This is a genomic window from Bacillus sp. FSL P4-0290 (assembly GCF_037975435.1).
Classification (GTDB): Bacteria; Bacillota; Bacilli; order Bacillales; family Bacillaceae; genus Bacillus; species Bacillus subtilis.
In genome coordinates this window covers 2,929,426-2,948,007 of record NZ_CP150253.1, presented here as the reverse complement: position 1 = coordinate 2,948,007, position 18,582 = coordinate 2,929,426, and the positions used below count along the sequence as shown (strand labels likewise).

The 18,582-nt window shown below is 44.4% G+C and carries 17 protein-coding genes; 13 read left to right on the top strand and 4 right to left on the bottom strand.

From position 1 onward, the window contains the following. Positions 1 to 13 precede the first annotated feature (13 nt). The 6 genes from MKY10_RS15490 to MKY10_RS15465 all read left to right on the top strand — a co-directional run bounded on the left by MKY10_RS15490 (position 14) and on the right by MKY10_RS15465 (position 6,044). Positions 14 to 295 (top strand): glutaredoxin family protein, encoded by a 282-nt coding sequence (locus MKY10_RS15490; protein WP_004399148.1) that lies wholly within the window; start codon positions 14 to 16, stop codon positions 293 to 295. Further along, on the top strand, positions 292 to 1,620 hold the full coding sequence (locus MKY10_RS15485; protein WP_015251470.1) for an LLM class flavin-dependent oxidoreductase: 1,329 nt from the start codon (positions 292 to 294) through the stop codon (positions 1,618 to 1,620). Before MKY10_RS15490 ends, MKY10_RS15485 begins: the two co-directional genes overlap by 4 nt. 46 nt (positions 1,621 to 1,666) lie before the next feature. Next, positions 1,667 to 2,359, top strand: coding sequence for an RNA-binding riboflavin kinase RibR (gene ribR, locus MKY10_RS15480; protein WP_003229393.1), 693 nt, complete (start codon positions 1,667 to 1,669; stop codon positions 2,357 to 2,359). Positions 2,360 to 2,376: 17 nt separating this feature from the next. Continuing rightward, entirely contained in the window at positions 2,377 to 3,627 is a 1,251-nt protein-coding gene (gene sndA, locus MKY10_RS15475; protein ID WP_015251471.1) for an S-alkyl-N-acetyl-metabolite deacetylase SndA, read from the top strand. 18 nt (positions 3,628 to 3,645) lie between these two features. Next, entirely contained in the window at positions 3,646 to 4,548 is a 903-nt protein-coding gene (locus MKY10_RS15470; protein WP_015251472.1) for a sulfite exporter TauE/SafE family protein, read from the top strand. A 176-nt stretch (positions 4,549 to 4,724) separates the two neighbouring features. Beyond that, positions 4,725 to 6,044 (top strand): CBS domain-containing protein, encoded by a 1,320-nt coding sequence (locus tag MKY10_RS15465; RefSeq protein WP_004398641.1) that lies wholly within the window; start codon positions 4,725 to 4,727, stop codon positions 6,042 to 6,044. 18 nt (positions 6,045 to 6,062) lie between these two features. Here the strand turns inward: MKY10_RS15465 and MKY10_RS15460 are convergent, their stop codons facing one another. Further along, positions 6,063 to 6,365: a YtpI family protein gene (locus MKY10_RS15460; protein ID WP_003229401.1), complete on the bottom strand. Its 303-nt coding sequence runs from the start codon at positions 6,363 to 6,365 to the stop codon at positions 6,063 to 6,065. A 130-nt stretch (positions 6,366 to 6,495) separates the two neighbouring features. Between MKY10_RS15460 and nrnA the strand changes: the two genes are divergently transcribed. Next, positions 6,496 to 7,437 carry a bifunctional oligoribonuclease/PAP phosphatase NrnA gene (gene nrnA, locus MKY10_RS15455; protein ID WP_004398971.1) on the top strand — a complete coding sequence of 314 codons (942 nt, stop codon included), beginning with the start codon at positions 6,496 to 6,498 and terminating at the stop codon, positions 7,435 to 7,437. Positions 7,438 to 7,454: 17 nt separating this feature from the next. Here the strand turns inward: nrnA and MKY10_RS15450 are convergent, their stop codons facing one another. The 3 genes from MKY10_RS15450 to ytrH all read right to left on the bottom strand — a co-directional run bounded on the left by MKY10_RS15450 (position 7,455) and on the right by ytrH (position 8,589). Further along, positions 7,455 to 7,646 (bottom strand): hypothetical protein, encoded by a 192-nt coding sequence (locus MKY10_RS15450; RefSeq protein ID WP_003229407.1) that lies wholly within the window; start codon positions 7,644 to 7,646, stop codon positions 7,455 to 7,457. 101 nt (positions 7,647 to 7,747) lie between these two features. Then, positions 7,748 to 8,251: a sporulation membrane protein YtrI gene (gene ytrI, locus MKY10_RS15445; RefSeq protein WP_015251473.1), complete on the bottom strand. Its 504-nt coding sequence runs from the start codon at positions 8,249 to 8,251 to the stop codon at positions 7,748 to 7,750. Beyond that, the gene (gene ytrH / locus MKY10_RS15440; protein WP_003229410.1) at positions 8,248 to 8,589 is read right to left on the bottom strand and encodes a sporulation membrane protein YtrH; all 342 of its coding nucleotides are present in this window, start codon (positions 8,587 to 8,589) and stop codon (positions 8,248 to 8,250) included. The genes ytrI and ytrH overlap by 4 nt, the downstream gene beginning before the upstream one ends. Before the next feature lie 139 nt (positions 8,590 to 8,728). Between ytrH and dnaE the strand changes: the two genes are divergently transcribed. From dnaE to pyk, 6 genes are all read left to right on the top strand, one after another. After that, a complete protein-coding gene (gene dnaE / locus MKY10_RS15435; protein WP_048654958.1) occupies positions 8,729 to 12,076 on the top strand; it encodes a DNA polymerase III subunit alpha in 3,348 nt (1,115 codons plus the stop codon). 136 nt (positions 12,077 to 12,212) lie between these two features. Beyond that, the gene (gene maeB, locus MKY10_RS15430; RefSeq protein WP_014664951.1) at positions 12,213 to 13,445 is read left to right on the top strand and encodes an NADP-dependent malic enzyme; all 1,233 of its coding nucleotides are present in this window, start codon (positions 12,213 to 12,215) and stop codon (positions 13,443 to 13,445) included. Positions 13,446 to 13,779: 334 nt separating this feature from the next. Beyond that, positions 13,780 to 14,652, top strand: a complete 873-nt coding sequence (accD, locus tag MKY10_RS15425) for an acetyl-CoA carboxylase, carboxyltransferase subunit beta (protein ID WP_003223544.1) — start codon at positions 13,780 to 13,782, stop codon at positions 14,650 to 14,652. Continuing rightward, a complete protein-coding gene (gene accA, locus MKY10_RS15420; RefSeq protein WP_003229417.1) occupies positions 14,637 to 15,614 on the top strand; it encodes an acetyl-CoA carboxylase carboxyl transferase subunit alpha in 978 nt (325 codons plus the stop codon). Before accD ends, accA begins: the two co-directional genes overlap by 16 nt. Positions 15,615 to 15,797: 183 nt before the next feature. Beyond that, entirely contained in the window at positions 15,798 to 16,757 is a 960-nt protein-coding gene (gene pfkA / locus MKY10_RS15415; protein WP_003237788.1) for a 6-phosphofructokinase, read from the top strand. 42 nt (positions 16,758 to 16,799) lie between these two features. Beyond that, positions 16,800 to 18,557, top strand: a complete 1,758-nt coding sequence (gene pyk, locus MKY10_RS15410; RefSeq protein ID WP_004398560.1) for a pyruvate kinase — start codon at positions 16,800 to 16,802, stop codon at positions 18,555 to 18,557. Positions 18,558 to 18,582: the final 25 nt, after the last annotated feature.

Below are 18,582 nucleotides of genomic sequence, written 5' to 3'. Positions count from 1 at the left end.
GAGGGACAGAAGAATGAGTGATGTTGTGAACATTGTGGTTTGGAGTAAAAAAGGCTGTTCGTATTGTGAGGAAGTCAAGAATTATTTGAATGAAAAAGGGTTCCCGTTCCAAAATATCGATGTTTCAGAGAAAGAAAAGCTTCGGGATATTTTACAGGTGAAATATGGGGTGCGCCATGTGCCTGTGGTCGAAATCGGGCGCGGCAATCAGTATCAAGGGATAACTGAAATCGGCATTGAACACCTTGATCTTGCACTTGCTAATCATGCACAGATAAAGGAGGCAAAAAGATGACACGTGCAGATTTTATTCAGTTTGGAGCCATGATTCACGGTGTCGGGGGAACAACTGACGGCTGGCGTCATCCCGATGTTGATCCCTCGGCCAGCACGAATATTGAATTTTACATGAAAAAGGCGCAAACAGCTGAAAAAGGTTTGTTTAGTTTTATTTTCATTGCAGACGGCTTATTTATTTCTGAAAAATCGATTCCTCATTTTTTAAACCGTTTTGAACCGATCACCATTTTATCTGCGCTGGCATCGGTTACCAAAAATATTGGTTTAGTAGGGACGTTTTCTACATCTTTTACTGAGCCATTCACTATCTCCAGACAATTGATGTCGCTGGACCATATCAGCGGGGGCAGGGCCGGCTGGAATCTGGTTACTTCGCCGCAGGAAGGAGCGGCGCGCAACCATAGTAAGTCTAATTTGCCAGAACACACTGAACGTTACGAAATCGCGCAGGAGCATTTGGATGTTGTGCGCGGGCTGTGGAATTCCTGGGAGCATGACGCATTTATACACAATAAGAAAACAGGGCAATTTTTCGATCCGGCGAAGCTTCATCGCCTGAATCACAAAGGAAAGTATTTTCAAGTAGAGGGGCCCTTGAATATCGGGCGTTCTAAACAGGGAGAGCCTGTAGTGTTTCAAGCGGGTTCATCAGAAACAGGCCGGCAGTTTGCCGCCAAAAATGCGGATGCGATTTTTACCCATTCCAATTCATTAGAAGAGACAAAAGCGTTTTATGCGGATGTGAAAAGGCGAGCTGCTGATGAAGGGCGTGATCCTTCAAGTGTGCGGATTTTTCCAGGGATCAGCCCGATTGTGGCAGATACGGAAGAAGAGGCGGAAAAGAAGTATCGTGAATTTGCAGAATTGATACCGATTGAAAATGCTGTTACGTATTTGGCTCGTTTTTTTGATGATTATGATCTGAGTGTTTACCCGTTGGATGAGCCATTTCCCGATATTGGCGATGTGGGAAAGAATGCGTTTCAAAGCACAACAGACCGGATTAAGAGAGAAGCAAAAGCCAGAAATCTGACATTGCGGGAGGTAGCACAGGAAATGGCTTTTCCACGGACTCTATTCATCGGAACACCAGAGCGTGTCGCATCCTTAATCGAAACTTGGTTCAACGCTGAGGCGGCGGATGGGTTTATCATTGGGTCGGATATACCGGGAACACTTGATGCTTTTGTAGAAAAGGTGATTCCGATTCTTCAAGAAAGAGGGCTTTATCGTCAAGATTATCGCGGCGGGACATTGCGGGAAAATCTCGGTCTTGGCATTCCGCAGCATCAATCCGTTTTACATTCATCACATCATTAGGTTTCGTCTGATCGAATGCGGAAGCTGAGAGAGGAGGCTGACTTTTTTGACGATCATTGCCGGTACGGTTGTGAAAGGAAAACAATTAGGCAGAAAGCTTGGATTCCCCACGGCAAATGTAGATGCAAAAATACATGGGCTGCGTAATGGAGTTTATGGGGTTCTGGCGACAGTCAATCATCAATTTCATTTAGGGGTTATGAATATCGGTGTGAAACCGACGGTGGGCTCTAACCTTGAAAAGACATTGGAGATTTTTTTGTTTGACTTTCATAGAGACATTTATGGAGAAAAAATCGAATGCAGCATTCTCTTTAAAATTAGAGAAGAAAGAAGGTTTGATTCTTTGGAGTCTTTAACAAAGCAAATTAAAAAGGATATTTCGTGCGTTGCAAAACGCTTTGAGCTGATTGGGATTATGGCACCAAACAAAAAAGAAAGCCTTCTTTCCCATCAGGAGTTAAATCTTCCGGATCTCTGCTTTTACAAGAAATGTAACAACCTATATGGCGTCAACCGAGGCGTATACAATGTCATTGATAACTGGTTTTTTGAGTACGGAATTACACAAGTAGCTTACAGGCGCATTTATATTTTATCTTTTTTAAGCTTTTTGAAAGAGGATAATCCGAAAGTTTCCAGCAAGTATATAAGATTTGGGGCGGGTGGTCTTGCTGATAAATTGAACCGATTTATTTCATCTTATGTTGAAGAGTCTGAAGAAAATATATTGGGATAGGGAAAGGAGCGGAACATATGTCTTTGGATTATTGGAGAAATATAGAAGGCTCCTATCCATATCAGACTACAGGAAATGACATCCTGAAGTTGAAAGGGGAGTATAATCCCGTAAATCTCTCAACGCTAGAAAAGCAGCTCATCGGCATTCGCCGGCACCTGCACCAATATCCTGAACTGTCAAAAGAAGAATTTGAAACAACTGCTTTTATAAAAAAATGCCTTAAAGAAAAGGGGATACAGATTCGCCCTACTGCTCTAAAAACGGGTGTGTTCGCAGACATAGCAGGGGAGTCAGAAGGTCCGGCGATTGCTTTGAGGGCTGATATTGACGCCTTGCCAATTGAAGAAAAAACAGGATTGCCTTATGCGTCTAAACATAAAGGGATCATGCATGCGTGCGGTCATGATTTTCATACGGCAGCGCTTCTTGGTGCGGCCTTTTTATTGAAGGAAAATCAAGACAGTCTGAAAGGAAAGGTTCGTTTATTATTTCAGCCGGCAGAGGAAGCGGGTGCAGGCGCTGCAAAAGTGATAGAGGACGGCCAACTGGATGGCATTGATGCGGTTATTGGACTTCACAATAAACCGGATATCGCGGTTGGGACTGTAGGGTTAAAAACAGGCCCGCTTATGGCTGCTGTTGACCGATTTAAAGTAGAGATAGAAGGGAAAGGAGCTCATGCAGCATTGCCGCATAATGGTTTTGATCCAATTGTCGGCGCCTCTCAGCTTATCGTCGCCCTGCAAACGATTGTAAGCAGAAATGTAAACCCGCTGCAAAGCGCGATTTTAACCGTAGGGAAAATCAACGGCGGCAGCACTTGGAATGTCATTCCAGATACAGTTGTCATTGAGGGCACTGTTCGTACATTTGATTCAGAGGTTCGTAATCAAGTGAAACAGCGTTTTTTGGCAGTCACAGAGCAGATTTCTGCTGCTTTCTCGTTAAAGGCAAATGTGAAGTGGCATTCCGGACCGCCGCCGCTTTGTAATGATGAGGCAATTACGGGGCTGGTGCGAGACGCTGCACATAAAGCGAAACTTCAAGTCATTGATCCCGCCCCATCAACCGCGGGGGAAGATTTTGCTTATTATCTTGAGCATATTCCGGGATCCTTTGCGTTTTTTGGAACAGACGGTGATCATGATTGGCACCACCCTGCATTTACAATTGATGAAACTGCCATTATCAAAGCCTCTTATTTTTTATATGAAAGCGCCAAGAGATTGTTAGATTCGAATGAAGAGTCAAAAATATCTGATTGATATAGATGGGGTGTTCTGATGAAGAAATTAATCGTTTTTGCATTTATTGGTTTATTGTCGCAGTTAATAGACGGTTCGTTAGGTATGGCTTATGGGGTTACCTCAACTTCTTTGTTATTGGCGTTTGGCATCACACCTGCTGTGGCTTCAGCTTCTGTCCATTTAGCGGAAGTCGTAACGACTGCCGCATCGGGAGTGTCGCATATTAAATTTGGCAATGTTGACAAACAAACCGTTTATCAGCTTGTCATTCCCGGCTCTATAGGCGCTTTTTTAGGCGCGGCATTCCTCAGCCAATTACCTGGAGATGTGGCGAAACCCTATATTTCTTTGTTTTTGCTCCTTCTGGGCGGATATGTATTGATCAGGTTTTTATTTCAATATAAGCCGGCTCTTGAGAAGAAGCATGTGCCGTTAAACCGAAAACAATCCATCCCATTGGGAGTGATCGCTGGTTTTGCAGATGCCACAGGCGGAGGCGGCTGGGGACCGGTGACCACTCCGATTTTATTATCCCGCAAAGGCTTGAGCCCGAGGAAAGTTGTCGGGACTGTAGACACAAGTGAATTTGCCATCGCCGTATCTGCAACTGCCGGTTTTCTTATTTCATTAGGATGGGAGGACGTCAATTGGTTATGGGTGTTTTCACTAATGGCCGGCGGAATTATCGCTGCCCCTATCGCAGCATGGCTGGTGCAGAAGTTTCATCCGCAATTGATGGGTGTGCTTGTAGGAGGATTTATTATTCTGGTAAATGCCAGAACATTAATAAGTGAATGGATCACAAACACAGCTGTTTATCCATTGATCTATACGGCCATAGGGGCGATATGGCTATCCGCAGTTTTATTTGTTTTATCTAAAATAGGGAATCGAAATATTGTTAAGACAGCGGTTGATGTCCATTTAAAAGAAAAATAAAGGGTTTTTCCGCTTTACGATGTAAAAGGAGCCACGGGGTCCTTGCGCTTGACTGGAACGAAATCAACGCTGTAAGAAGCCGGTCGGGCTTCTTTTTTATTTTCCAGCCTCATTGCGTATAAATCCTTTGAAACCTTATAATAAAAACAAGAAGACTGTCCTTAGAGGTGAAAGGCTTGGCAACGAAGCATGAACAAATTTTAACGTATATCGATTCACTGCCTGTCGGTGAAAAAATTTCTGTCCGAAGAATTGCAAAGGAAATGAAAGTAAGCGAAGGAACCGCGTACAGAGCGATCAAGGAAGCAGAGAATAAAGGGTTTGTCAGCACAATTGAACGTGTGGGCACAATCAGAATTGAACAAAAGAAAAAAGAGAACATTGAAAAGCTTACCTATGCAGAGGTTGTAAATGTTATAGACGGACAAGTGCTCGGAGGCAGGGCAGGGCTCCATAAGACATTGAATAAATTCGTCATCGGCGCGATGGAGCTTGACGCGATGATGCGTTACACCGCAGCGGGGAATCTTTTGATTGTCGGAAACAGAATCAATGCACACAGGCAGGCGCTTGAAGCGGGCGCGGCCGTATTGGTGACCGGAGGCTTTAACACGGATGACAGCATTGTGCAGCTGGCAGATGAGCTTGAACTGCCGATTTTATCCACGAGCTATGACACCTTTACAGTTGCCGCGATGATTAACCGGGCAATTTATGACCAGCTGATCAAAAAAGAAATTGTTTTGGTGGAGGACATCCTAACACCTGCTGACCGCACGGTATATCTTTCGCCTAAGGATAAACTTGAAAAATGGTATGAGAAAAATTTTGAAACGGGGCACGGCCGCTTTCCGGTTGTCGACGATCAAATGAAAATCCATGGCATTCTGACATCAAAAGATATTGCTGGCCATGACCGAAATGCATCTATAGAAAAAGTCATGACCAAAAATCCCGTCACGGTTATTGGGAAAACATCTGTCGCTTCAGCTGCGCAAATGATGGTATGGGAAGGGATCGAAGTGCTTCCCGTCACTGACGGCCACCAAAAACTCATCGGCATGATCAGCCGCCAAGACGTATTGAAAGCTCTTCAAATGATTCAAAAGCAGCCGCAGGTCGGGGAGAAGCTTGATGATATCGTTTCAAGGGGGTTTAAAGATGAGGGTGATGATAAAGAAGATCAAACGGTTTACGAGTATGAAGTCACGCCGCAAATGACAAATCAGCTTGGAACCATTTCTTATGGCGTATTTACGACCATTTTGACGCAAGCGGCAAACCGATTTTTGCGCTCGAAAAAACGCGGCGAACTCGTCATAGAGAGCATCACCATCTTCTTTTTGAAGCCTGTGCAGATGGAATCAGTCATCGAAGTCAAACCTCGCATCTTGGAGGCTGGCAGAAAGTTTGGGAAAATGGAAGTGGAAGTGCACAGCCAAGGTCATATCGTGTCTAAAGCGATGCTGATGGTTCAGCTGATGGAAAGAAGCTAAGGGACGTTCAGGCGCCCCTTACGCGTGATCTCTTTCAGCTTCTTTGGCGTGAAGGGGATTGTAATGCCTGAAGGCTTTATAACCTGCCCAAGCGCTTCCTGCTCCTATGACGATAAAGATACCGCCGATTACTAACGTTAATACTGAATGGAATAATATCATTTGGTTGAGCCCGTAGAACAGGACTAGTGACCCTAAGGCCATGCTTGATTTTGCTGAACATATTTCTTTTGCCAAAGATGGCTTTGCCCGTACGCCTTTTACTTTATAGTACACATAAAAGCAGGCGGAAAGCCCAATCAAAAAAACAAGAACCAGCATAAATGAAATCCTCCATCGTAAAAGTTTACAAACCCATTTTATACAAAAACGGGCTTGGTTTTGACGTTATTTTTCTTTTCCGTCGGCAGAGAATGTGATTTAATGAATAAAAACAATAAAGGAGTATCAAATGAAAACAGAATTGATCAGAACCATATCATTATATGACACGATTATCTTACATAGACATGTGCGTCCTGATCCGGATGCCTACGGATCACAGTGCGGGCTTACGGAAATCCTGCGTGAAACATATCCTGAAAAAAATATTTTTGCGGTCGGCACGCCTGAACCGTCCCTCTCTTTCTTATATTCCCTTGATGAGGTGGACAATGAAACATATGAAGGCGCACTTGTCATTGTCTGCGATACGGCAAATCAGGAAAGAATCGACGATCAGCGTTATCCTTCAGGCGCCAAACTAATGAAAATCGACCACCATCCGAACGAAGATCCATACGGTGACCTTCTCTGGGTCGATACAAGCGCCAGCTCAGTAAGTGAAATGATTTACGAGCTGTATTTAGAAGGAAAAGAGCACGGCTGGAAGCTGAATACGAAAGCGGCAGAGCTGATCTACGCCGGCATTGTTGGAGATACCGGACGCTTTTTATTTCCGAATACCACGGAAAAAACATTAAAATATGCAGGCGAGCTCATTCAGTATCCATTCTCTTCCTCAGAGTTATTTAATCAATTGTATGAAACAAAACTGAATGTGGTGAAGCTTAACGGCTTTATCTTTCAAAATGTGTCTTTGTCCGAAAACGGGGCTGCTTCTGTTTTCATCAAAAAGGATACGCTTGAAAAATTCGGCACAACGGCTTCTGAAGCGTCGCAGCTTGTCGGGACGCTTGGCAATATCTCAGGTATTCGCGCCTGGGTGTTTTTCGTAGAAGAAGACGATCAAATCAGAGTCAGATTCCGTTCGAAGGGGCCTGTCATTAACGGACTTGCCCGGAAATACAACGGCGGAGGGCATCCGTTAGCTTCAGGCGCCTCTATTTACAGCTGGGATGAAGCTGATCGGATTTTAGCTGATCTGGAAACATTATGTAAAGAACACGAGTAGAGGGGAGACCCTCTCTCTTAGTGTTCATCTGTGACGGGGATGAACCAGCAGCCGAAATCAGTAAGGTCCTCGTAGACTTGGAGATTGTGTGATTGAAGTTCTTTTTTGATGAGGGAAGCGAGTGAGTTTGTTTCGGCATATGCAGAAAAACCTTGTCTGAGACGGGCTGCTTGATCTTTTGCTAACTGACGGTCACTGTAAACCTCCATTTCCCTTCCTCCTTCCTTTCGCCATTAAGCCTCACATATAGTTTATAAAAAAGAATGGGAAAAAGCGACAGAAGTTTGGAGAATTTAAAAAAAATCCATAATTATGTGGCGAAAGATATTTCAAGTTCCACTGTCAGCCTCGTATAAATAATCAATTCTCTGACGGTTGCCTCGTATTTTTTTTCATTAATCATATAGACTTTATTTTCAATTGTCCGCTTCAAGAGATCCTTTGTTTGATAGACGCTCTCTATGTCTTTTGTAATCACCTCTGAAATATCATCCTTTACATGCTCCTCGAATTTCGTTTTATCCGGCTGTGATATTTTATATTTATCCCCATTCAGCAATTTGACGCTGACGCTTTGAATCAGCAGTTTTCTTTTATTATCTTCATTCAGTTTATGGAGGTCTTCCTGATAGATCGAAATTTGATTGTTCAAGTCTTTAACATGCTCTTTTTGCTTTTCGATGAGGCTGACTTGCTCCTCTTGGAATGTTCCGTAAGTAAACAGGAAAAAGAACCAGCTAATTGCGGCTCCGCACATCATTCCCGCGAAAAAACGCTGCCATCCCGGTTTTTTGTAATGCTGGGGGACCCTCATGAAGAAAGATGCTCCTGGGTCAGCCATGATATAATAAGCCAGCCGCTTTGCGCGCCTCCCATGGCCGAAATAATTAAAAGAAGCTGTTTAAAAATATCTCTCGTATTGCCTTCGAGTATGCCGCGTTCAAAGCTGTATACCGCATCAAAGGTGCCTCCGATAGCTGCGACAAGCGCCCATATTTTTAACCGGTTGGCAAGCTTTGTAATGGCTGTAAGCGGGGGTTCGCCTGCCAAGTATGCTCCGAGCCCCCCAATGAGTGCGCCCCCGATCAGCACCCCTAACGCAATGAAGTAGCTATTGATAAAATTCACCATAAATCCTGCTTCCTGATCCATCTTTATCACCTCACCTTTTATATCATATTGAGCTTTCAGGACAAGTATGATGATGAGTCAAAAAAGAACATTTGTTTCTTTTGGAAACCGGCCTTATAATGAAGGAAGAAATGGATCGTAATGAGAAAGAGGTGATAGCATGTCTTTTGTTCACCTGCAAGTGCATAGCGGGTATAGCCTGCTAAACAGCGCCGCGGCTGTGGAAGAGCTCGTCAGTGAAGCTGACAGGCTCGGATATGCGTCTTTGGCGCTGACAGATGATCATGTCATGTACGGAGCTATTCAATTTTATAAAGCTTGCAAGGCGAGAGGGATCAACCCAATAATCGGTTTGACGGCTTCTGTTTTTACAGATGACAGCGAGCTTGAAGCATACCCGCTCGTCCTGCTGGCAAAATCAAATACAGGCTATCAAAACCTGCTGAAAATCAGCAGCGTTCTGCAATCTAAATCAAAAGGCGGACTGAAGCCGAAATGGCTTCACAGTTATCGAGAAGGGATTATCGCAATAACGCCCGGCGAAAAAGGATATATTGAAACGCTTCTTGAAGGAGGGCTGTTCGAACAGGCTGCTCAAGCCTCGCTGGAATTTCAGTCTATATTCGGAAAGGGAGCTTTTTATTTCTCCTATCAGCCTTTTAAAGGGAATCAAGTCTTGTCTGAGCAGATTCTAAAGCTATCAGAAGAAACGGGTATCCCTGTTACGGCCACAGGCGATGTGCATTACATAAGGAAGGAAGATAAGGCTGCCTACCGTTGTTTGAAAGCGATTAAAGCGGGGGAAAAACTGACGGATGCACCCGCTGAAGATTTGCCTGATCTCGATTTGAAACCACTCGAAGAAATGCAAAACATTTATCGAGAGCATCCCAGGGCACTGCAAGCTTCTGTAGAGATCGCGGAACAATGCCGGGTTGACGTCAGTCTCGGGCAGACCCGTCTACCGTCTTTTCCGACCCCAGACGGAACGTCCGCTGATGATTATTTAACGGATATCTGTATGGAGGGACTCCGCAGCCGTTTCGGCAAGCCTAGTGAACGATACCTTCGCCGTCTTCAATATGAGCTTGATGTCATCAAGCGGATGAAGTTCAGCGATTACTTTCTGATCGTGTGGGATTTTATGAAGCACGCCCATGAAAAAGGGATTGTTACAGGACCGGGAAGAGGTTCTGCGGCGGGTTCTCTTGTGGCATATGTGCTGTATATCACAGATGTTGACCCGATTAAGCATCACCTTCTGTTTGAAAGATTTTTAAATCCCGAACGCGTCAGCATGCCGGATATTGATATTGACTTTCCCGATACTAGAAGGGATGAAGTCATTCAATATGTTCAGCAGAAATACGGTGCAATGCACGTCGCACAGATTATCACCTTTGGAACACTTGCGGCAAAGGCGGCGCTCCGGGACGTCGGCAGAGTATTCGGCGTCAGCCCGAAGGAGGCAGATCAGCTTGCAAAACTCATTCCTTCAAGACCGGGAATGACGCTGGATGAAGCGAGACAGCAGTCACCGCAGCTGGATAAGCGGCTTCGGGAGTCAAGCCTGCTTCAGCAAGTCTATTCAATTGCCCGGAAAATAGAAGGGCTGCCAAGGCATGCATCAACCCACGCAGCGGGCGTTGTCCTGAGTGAAGAACCGTTAACAGATGTTGTTCCGCTTCAAGAAGGGCATGAAGGGATCTATTTAACGCAATACGCGATGGACCATCTTGAAGACTTGGGCCTTTTAAAAATGGATTTCTTAGGTTTGAGGAATCTGACACTTATTGAATCCATCACTTTAATGATTGAAAAAGAAGAAAATATTAAAATAGATCTTTCAAGTATTTCCTACAGCGATGACAAAACGTTCTCCTTGCTGTCAAAAGGGGATACGACAGGCATTTTCCAGCTTGAATCTGCAGGGATGAGAAGCGTCTTGAAACGGCTGAAACCTTCGGGCCTAGAAGATATTGTGGCAGTCAATGCACTGTACCGGCCGGGTCCGATGGAAAATATTCCGTTATTTATCGACCGTAAACACGGCCGGGCGCCTGTTCATTATCCTCATGAAGATTTAAGGAGCATTTTGGAAGATACATATGGCGTCATTGTGTATCAGGAACAAATTATGATGATTGCTTCCCGTATGGCGGGGTTTTCTTTAGGCGAAGCGGACCTATTGAGAAGGGCGGTCAGCAAAAAGAAAAAAGAAATCCTGGACAGAGAGCGAAGCCATTTTGTTGAAGGGTGCTTAAAAAAGGAGTATTCTGTAGACACTGCAAATGAGGTCTACGATTTAATCGTCAAATTCGCAAACTATGGCTTTAACAGAAGCCATGCGGTGGCATACAGCATGATCGGGTGCCAGCTTGCGTATTTGAAAGCTCATTATCCGTTATATTTTATGTGCGGATTGCTGACAAGCGTCATTGGCAATGAGGATAAAATCTCTCAATATCTTTACGAAGCAAAGGGGAGCGGGATTCGTATCCTTCCTCCGTCAGTGAATAAAAGCAGTTTTCCGTTTACCGTTGAAAACGGATCTGTCAGATACAGCCTCCGCGCGATAAAAAGTGTAGGCGTCTCAGCAGTCAAAGATATATATAAAGCAAGAAAAGAGAAACCATTTGAAGATCTTTTCGATTTCTGCTTTCGCGTGCCGTCAAAAAGCGTAAATCGCAAAATGCTTGAAGCACTTATCTTTTCTGGTGCGATGGACGAATTCGGCCAAAACCGGGCCACGCTGCTCGCATCCATTGATGTTGCTTTGGAACATGCTGAGCTATTCGCCGCGGACGATGACCAAATGGGATTGTTTTTAGATGAATCGTTTTCAATTAAGCCGAAGTATGTGGAAACGGAAGAGCTTCCGCTAGTGGATTTACTTGCATTTGAAAAGGAAACGCTCGGCATTTATTTTTCAAATCATCCCCTCTCCGCCTTCCGAAAACAGCTCACTGCGCAAGGAGCAGTCTCCATTCTACAGGCTCAGCGGGCAGTCAAAAGGCAGCTTTCACTAGGCGTTCTGCTGTCGAAGATCAAAACGATTCGGACGAAAACAGGTCAAAACATGGCGTTTTTAACGCTCAGTGATGAAACCGGCGAGATAGAAGCCGTAGTCTTCCCTGAACAATTCAGACAGCTTTCTCCCGTTTTAAGAGAAGGCGCTCTTTTGTTCACAGCGGGGAAATGCGAAGTAAGACAAGATAAGATCCAATTCATCATGTCCCGGGCAGAATTATTAGAAAATATGGATGCAGAAAAAGCGCCATCGGTTTATATAAAAATAGAAAGCAGTCAGCACAGCCAGGAGATCCTGGCAAAGATTAAGCGCATTTTGCTGGAGCATAAAGGGGAAACAGGCGTTTATCTCTATTATGAAAGGCAAAAACAGACGATTAAGCTACCTGAGTCGTTCCATATCAATGCAGATCACCAGGTGTTATATCGCTTAAAAGAGCTGTTGGGTCAAAAAAACGTCGTTTTAAAACAGTGGTAACGATTCGCTTTTTGTTATACAATTGGAGCAATTATGTGATCCTGTTTAAATATTCAGATAGATTTACTCCGCAGAATGCAGCAATCAACGCAGCAGTATACGAATCAAAAAATATCCATAAGGAGTGTTTAGTAGAATGTCATTAAGAGAAGAAGCATTACACCTGCATAAAGTCAACCAGGGGAAACTGGAGTCTAAATCAAAAGTAGAGGTCAGAAATGCGAAAGATCTAAGCCTCGCTTATTCTCCGGGTGTTGCAGAACCGTGTAAGGATATTCATGAAGACATTAACAAAGTATATGATTATACAATGAAGGGGAACATGGTAGCAGTTGTAACTGACGGTACAGCTGTACTTGGCCTTGGAAACATCGGCCCCGAAGCGGCGCTTCCTGTTATGGAAGGGAAAGCAGTTCTTTTCAAAAGCTTTGCGGGCGTAGATGCGTTCCCGATTGCTTTAAACACAAACGATGTTGATAAAATCGTTGAAACTGTAAAATTGCTGGAACCGACATTTGGCGGCGTCAACCTTGAAGATATTGCAGCGCCAAATTGCTTTATCATTGAAGAGCGCCTCAAAAAAGAAACAAACATCCCGGTTTTCCATGATGATCAGCACGGTACTGCCATTGTAACCGTAGCAGGTCTTGTGAACGCGCTGAAACTGTCTGGAAAATCCATGTCATCCATTAAAGTTGTCGCAAACGGCGCGGGTGCGGCTGGCATTGCGATTATCAAGCTTCTTCATCATTATGGCGTTCGCGACATTGTGATGTGCGATTCCAAAGGGGCCATTTATGAAGGGCGCCCGAACGGCATGAACGATGTCAAAAATGAAGTGGCGAAGTTCACGAACCAAGATCGCAAAGACGGTTCTCTGAAAGATGTCATCGTTGATGCTGACGTATTTATCGGTGTCTCTGTAGCAGGCGCGTTAACAAAAGAAATGGTTCAAAGCATGGCAAAAGATCCAATTATCTTTGCAATGGCAAATCCAAATCCGGAAATCATGCCGGAAGATGCGCGTGAAGCCGGAGCAAGCGTTATCGGAACTGGCCGTTCTGACTTCCCGAACCAAGTAAACAATGTTCTTGCATTCCCAGGTATTTTCCGCGGAGCGCTTGATGTGCGTGCCACTCATATTAACGAGGAAATGAAAATCGCAGCGGTTGAAGCCATTGCTTCACTGGTTTCAGAAGATGAGCTTAGCGCAGACTATGTCATCCCTGCACCGTTTGATAAACGTGTTGCGCCTGCTGTTGCGAAGGCTGTGGCAAAAGCTGCGATGGAAACAGGTGTTGCAAGAATCACTGTTGACCCTGAGGAAGTCGCAGAAAAAACAAGAAAACTTACGATTATTGGTGAATAATTTTAATTCATTCCAAAAATGGCAGCGCGTTGGCGGAGACCGACGCGCTGTTCTCAAGTTAAACTGACGGCTGAAATTTTTTTAGGGGGTTAGCCTTAAAAAAATTTCAGCCGGGTTTAACATTATTTTTGAATACGCTGTCAACCTTGTCGTTTCAACACCTTATCTGATTTCATACAAGCCTTTCCGAGCACGTCATCGAATAAAAAGTTGTCGAATTGAGGATGACAGCGTTTGACAAAAAAAGTACAATAGTTTCGGTAAAGTTATTAGCAAGTCTATCTGTTTGATGACATGCGGTGAAGAGAACCCTTCACAAAAGGGAGGTAATCATTTGTTAAAGGATATATTCACGAAAAAGAAAAAGTATGCTTCCGTACCGTCTGATCAAGCGAAGCACGATGTTCCGGAAGGCATTATGACAAAATGTCCTAAGTGTAAAAAAATCATGCTCACTAAAGAGTTGGATAAAAATATGCGGGTATGCATGAACTGCGATTATCATTTCCCAATGAACGCAAAACAGCGTATCGAAAGCTTGATGGATGAACAATCCTTTGAGGAATTTAATCAGGGAATGCTCTCGGAAAATCCGCTTGGTTTCCCGGGATATCTGGAAAAGCTTGAAAAAGATCGCGAGAAAACATCCTTAAACGAGGCTGTTGTGACAGGCAAGGGCACCATCGGCGGACACCCGGCTGTTGTCGCCGTCATGGACTCTTCATTCAGAATGGGCAGCATGGGTTCAGTCGTCGGTGAAAAAATCACGCTTGCGATTGAAAAAGCAAAAGCTGATAAAGTTCCGTTTATTATTTTTACGGCTTCAGGCGGTGCTAGAATGCAGGAAGGCGTATTAAGTTTGATGCAGATGGCAAAGACAAGCTCTGCGTTAAAACTGTTCAGTGAAGAACAGGGTCTTATTATTTCAGTAATGACGCATCCGACTACCGGGGGCGTATCAGCAAGCTTTGCATCCCTTGGCGATTACAATTTCGCTGAGCCTGGCGCGCTGATCGGTTTTGCTGGAAGACGGATTATTGAACAGACAATAGGAGAAAAACTGCCTGAGGACTTCCAAACGGCTGAGTTTTTATTAAAACATGGACAGCTTGATGCGGTTATTCATCGCGACGATATGAAAAAAACGTTAGAAAATCTGCTGGATATGCATCAAACAGGAGGTGACATTGAGTGGCTCCAAGATTAGAATTTGAAAAACCGGTGATTGAACTGCAAACCAAAATCGCCGAACTAAAAAAATTCACCCAAGATTCCGATATGGATCTAAGTGCGGAAATCGAACGGCTCGAAGACCGTCTCGCTAAGCTTCAGGATGATATTTACAAAAATTTGAAGCCGTGGGACCGGGTTCAAATCGCGCGTCTGGCGGACCGTCCGACAACTCTTGATTATATCGAACACCTGTTTACCGACTTTTTTGAATGTCACGGAGACAGAGCGTACGGGGACGATGAAGCCATTGTCGGCGGGATTGCGAAGTTCCACGGCCTCCCTGTAACGGTAATCGGGCATCAGCGCGGCAAAGACACGAAGGAAAACCTAGTCCGCAATTTTGGGATGCCGCATCCAGAAGGCTACAGAAAAGCGCTTCGTCTGATGAAACAGGCTGACAAATTTAACAGACCAATTATCTGTTTTATTGATACGAAGGGGGCATACCCTGGACGAGCAGCTGAAGAAAGAGGACAAAGTGAAGCTATTGCCAAAAACCTGTTTGAGATGGCCGGCCTTCGAGTGCCTGTTATCTGCATCGTCATTGGTGAAGGCGGAAGCGGCGGAGCCCTTGGTCTGGGTGTGGGCAATCACTTGCATATGCTGGAAAACTCTACTTATTCTGTTATTTCTCCGGAAGGTGCCGCGGCACTTTTATGGAAGGACTCCAGTCTTGCTAAAAAAGCAGCAGAAACAATGAAAATCACTGCGCCGGATTTAAAAGAATTAGGTATTATAGATCATATGATTAAAGAAGTAAAAGGCGGAGCGCACCATGATGTGAAGCTGCAGGCAAGCTATATGGACGAAACCCTTAAACAATCGTTAAAAACTTTACTGAAGCTGAGCGAAGAAGAATTAGTTCAGCAGCGCTATGAAAAATATAAAGCAATTGGCAAAGTCTCGGTTGAAGATCAATATATCGGGGTAAACTAAATAAACGTGAAGCCTTTGGCTCACGTTTATTTTTTGTGACATTCCTTAAATTTTATTTAAAAACAATTTATTTAATTGTATAATAGGTAAGGTTTCATAGGGAGGATGGAGATCCCTTTTCATTGTTTTTAGGGCAATGATCATGTTATGTTTAATCATATATGTTGCTGAGGTGAATGGAGAATGAAACGTATAGGGGTATTAACGAGCGGCGGGGATTCCCCGGGAATGAACGCAGCAGTTCGCGCAGTAGTCAGAAAAGCGATCTATCATGACGTTGAAGTTTACGGTATTTACAACGGATACGCGGGATTGATCAGCGGAAAGATTGAAAAGCTTGAACTTGGATCAGTAGGCGATATTATACATCGTGGAGGAACTAAGCTTTATACGGCAAGATGTCCTGAATTCAAAACAGTTGAAGGCCGTGAAAAAGGGATAGAAAACTTGAAGAAGCTTGGTATTGAAGGCCTTGTTGTTATCGGCGGAGACGGTTCATATATGGGTGCGAAAAAATTAACGGAACACGGGTTTCCATGTGTAGGTGTACCGGGTACAATTGATAATGACATTCCGGGCACTGATTTTACAATCGGTTTCGATACAGCTTTAAATACAGTAATTGACGCAATTGATAAGATTCGCGATACAGCGACTTCTCATGAACGTACATATGTAATCGAAGTAATGGGCCGTCATGCCGGCGATATCGCATTGTGGGCCGGTCTTGCAGGGGGCGCGGAATCGATCTTAATCCCTGAGGCAGACTATGACATGCACGAAATCATTGCCCGCTTAAAACGCGGCCACGAACGCGGCAAGAAGCACAGTATTATTATTGTTGCCGAAGGTGTAGGCAGCGGTGTTGAATTCGGGAAACGCATTGAAGAAGAAACAAATCTTGAAACTAGGGTATCTGTATTGGGCCATATCCAGCGCGGAGGTTCTCCGAGTGCTGCTGACCGTGTGTTAGCAAGCCGTCTCGGCGCATATGCAGTTGAACTGCTGCTTGAAGGAAAAGGCGGACGCTGTGTAGGTATACAAAACAATAAGCTTGTAGACCATGATATTATAGAAATACTTGAGACAAAACACACAGTTGAGCAAAACATGTATCAGCTTTCAAAAGAACTGTCTATCTAATGTACAGCTGAAGGCTGAAGATTTCAGAAGGAAGTGAACCAAATGAGAAAAACTAAAATTGTTTGTACCATCGGTCCGGCAAGTGAAAGTATTGAAATGCTTACGAAATTAATGGAGTCAGGAATGAACGTGGCTCGATTAAACTTTTCTCACGGAGATTTTGAGGAGCACGGTGCAAGAATTAAAAATATCCGCGAAGCAAGTAAAAAACTTGGCAAGAACGTTGGAATTCTGCTTGATACAAAAGGTCCTGAAATCCGCACACATACAATGGAAAACGGCGGTATTGAGCTTGAAACAGGCAAAGAGCTCATTATTTCAATGGACGAGGTTGTAGGAACAACAGATAAAATTTCAGTGACATATGAAGGTTTAGTCCATGACGTTGAACAAGGTTCAACGATTCTGTTAGATGACGGCCTTATCGGTCTTGAGGTACTTGATGTAGATGCCGCTAAACGCGAAATCAAAACAAAAGTATTAAACAACGGAACACTCAAAAATAAAAAAGGTGTTAACGTACCGGGCGTAAGTGTCAATCTTCCGGGGATTACTGAAAAGGATGCGCGAGACATCGTTTTCGGTATTGAGCAAGGAGTAGACTTCATCGCACCATCTTTCATTCGACGTTCTACGGATGTGCTCGAAATCCGTGAGCTTCTTGAAGAGCACAACGCTCAGGATATTCAAATCATCCCTAAAATCGAAAACCAAGAGGGCGTTGACAACATCGATGCGATTCTCGAAGTGTCTGACGGCTTAATGGTTGCACGCGGAGACTTAGGTGTGGAAATTCCAGCTGAAGAAGTGCCGCTTGTGCAAAAAGAACTGATCAAAAAATGCAACGCGCTGGGCAAACCTGTTATTACAGCGACACAAATGCTTGACAGCATGCAGCGCAACCCGCGTCCGACTCGTGCGGAAGCAAGTGACGTTGCAAACGCGATCTTCGACGGAACAGATGCGATCATGCTTTCTGGTGAAACTGCTGCCGGAAGTTACCCGGTTGAAGCAGTTCAAACAATGCATAACATCGCGTCCCGTTCTGAAGAAGCATTAAATTATAAAGAAATTCTCTCAAAACGCAGAGACCAAGTGGGCATGACAATTACAGACGCAATTGGACAATCTGTCGCACATACGGCGATTAACCTGAATGCTGCTGCGATCGTAACGCCGACAGAAAGCGGCCATACAGCACGTATGATTGCAAAATACCGTCCGCAGGCTCCGATTGTTGCGGTTACTGTAAATGACTCTATTTCCAGAAAGCTTGCCCTCGTATCTGGCGTATTCGCGGAAAGCGGCCAAAATGCGAGCTCAACAGATGAGATGCTTGAGGATGCTGTCCAAAAATCATTGAACAGCGGAATTGTAAAACACGGCGATCTTATCGTTATTACAGCTGGCACTGTCGGTGAGTCCGGCACTACGAACTTAATGAAGGTTCATACTGTCGGCGATATCATCGCTAAAGGCCAAGGCATTGGACGCAAATCAGCTTACGGTCCGGTTGTCGTTGCACAAAATGCAAAAGAAGCTGAGCAAAAAATGACTGACGGTGCGGTACTTGTTACCAAAAGCACTGACCGTGATATGATTGCATCCCTTGAAAAAGCGTCTGCTCTTATTACAGAAGAAGGCGGTTTGACTAGCCATGCTGCGGTAGTCGGATTAAGCCTTGGCATCCCGGTTATCGTGGGTCTGGAAAATGCGACATCTATTTTGACAGATGGCCAGGATATTACAGTTGACGCTTCCAGAGGCGCAGTCTATCAAGGCCGTGCGAGCGTTCTTTAATTACAGGTGAAAATGGAAGGGGAAT

Bases quoted from the DNA above. Each gene is read 5' to 3' on its own strand.
- sndA (WP_015251471.1), top strand. From the start codon at position 2,377: ATGTCTTTGGATTATTGGAGAAATATAGAAGGCTCCTATCCATATCAG.
- MKY10_RS15450 (WP_003229407.1), bottom strand. From the start codon at position 7,646: ATGGAGGTTTACAGTGACCGTCAGTTAGCAAAAGATCAAGCAGCCCGT.
- ytrH (WP_003229410.1), bottom strand. From the start codon at position 8,589: ATGGATCAGGAAGCAGGATTTATGGTGAATTTTATCAATAGCTACTTC.
- nrnA (WP_004398971.1), top strand. From the start codon at position 6,496: ATGAAAACAGAATTGATCAGAACCATATCATTATATGACACGATTATC.
- MKY10_RS15460 (WP_003229401.1), bottom strand. From the start codon at position 6,365: ATGCTGGTTCTTGTTTTTTTGATTGGGCTTTCCGCCTGCTTTTATGTG.
- pfkA (WP_003237788.1), top strand. From the start codon at position 15,798: ATGAAACGTATAGGGGTATTAACGAGCGGCGGGGATTCCCCGGGAATG.
- MKY10_RS15485 (WP_015251470.1), top strand. From the start codon at position 292: ATGACACGTGCAGATTTTATTCAGTTTGGAGCCATGATTCACGGTGTC.
- MKY10_RS15490 (WP_004399148.1), top strand. From the start codon at position 14: ATGAGTGATGTTGTGAACATTGTGGTTTGGAGTAAAAAAGGCTGTTCG.
- MKY10_RS15470 (WP_015251472.1), top strand. From the start codon at position 3,646: ATGAAGAAATTAATCGTTTTTGCATTTATTGGTTTATTGTCGCAGTTA.
- maeB (WP_014664951.1), top strand. From the start codon at position 12,213: ATGTCATTAAGAGAAGAAGCATTACACCTGCATAAAGTCAACCAGGGG.
- ytrI (WP_015251473.1), bottom strand. From the start codon at position 8,251: ATGAGGGTCCCCCAGCATTACAAAAAACCGGGATGGCAGCGTTTTTTC.
- dnaE (WP_048654958.1), top strand. From the start codon at position 8,729: ATGTCTTTTGTTCACCTGCAAGTGCATAGCGGGTATAGCCTGCTAAAC.
- pyk (WP_004398560.1), top strand. From the start codon at position 16,800: ATGAGAAAAACTAAAATTGTTTGTACCATCGGTCCGGCAAGTGAAAGT.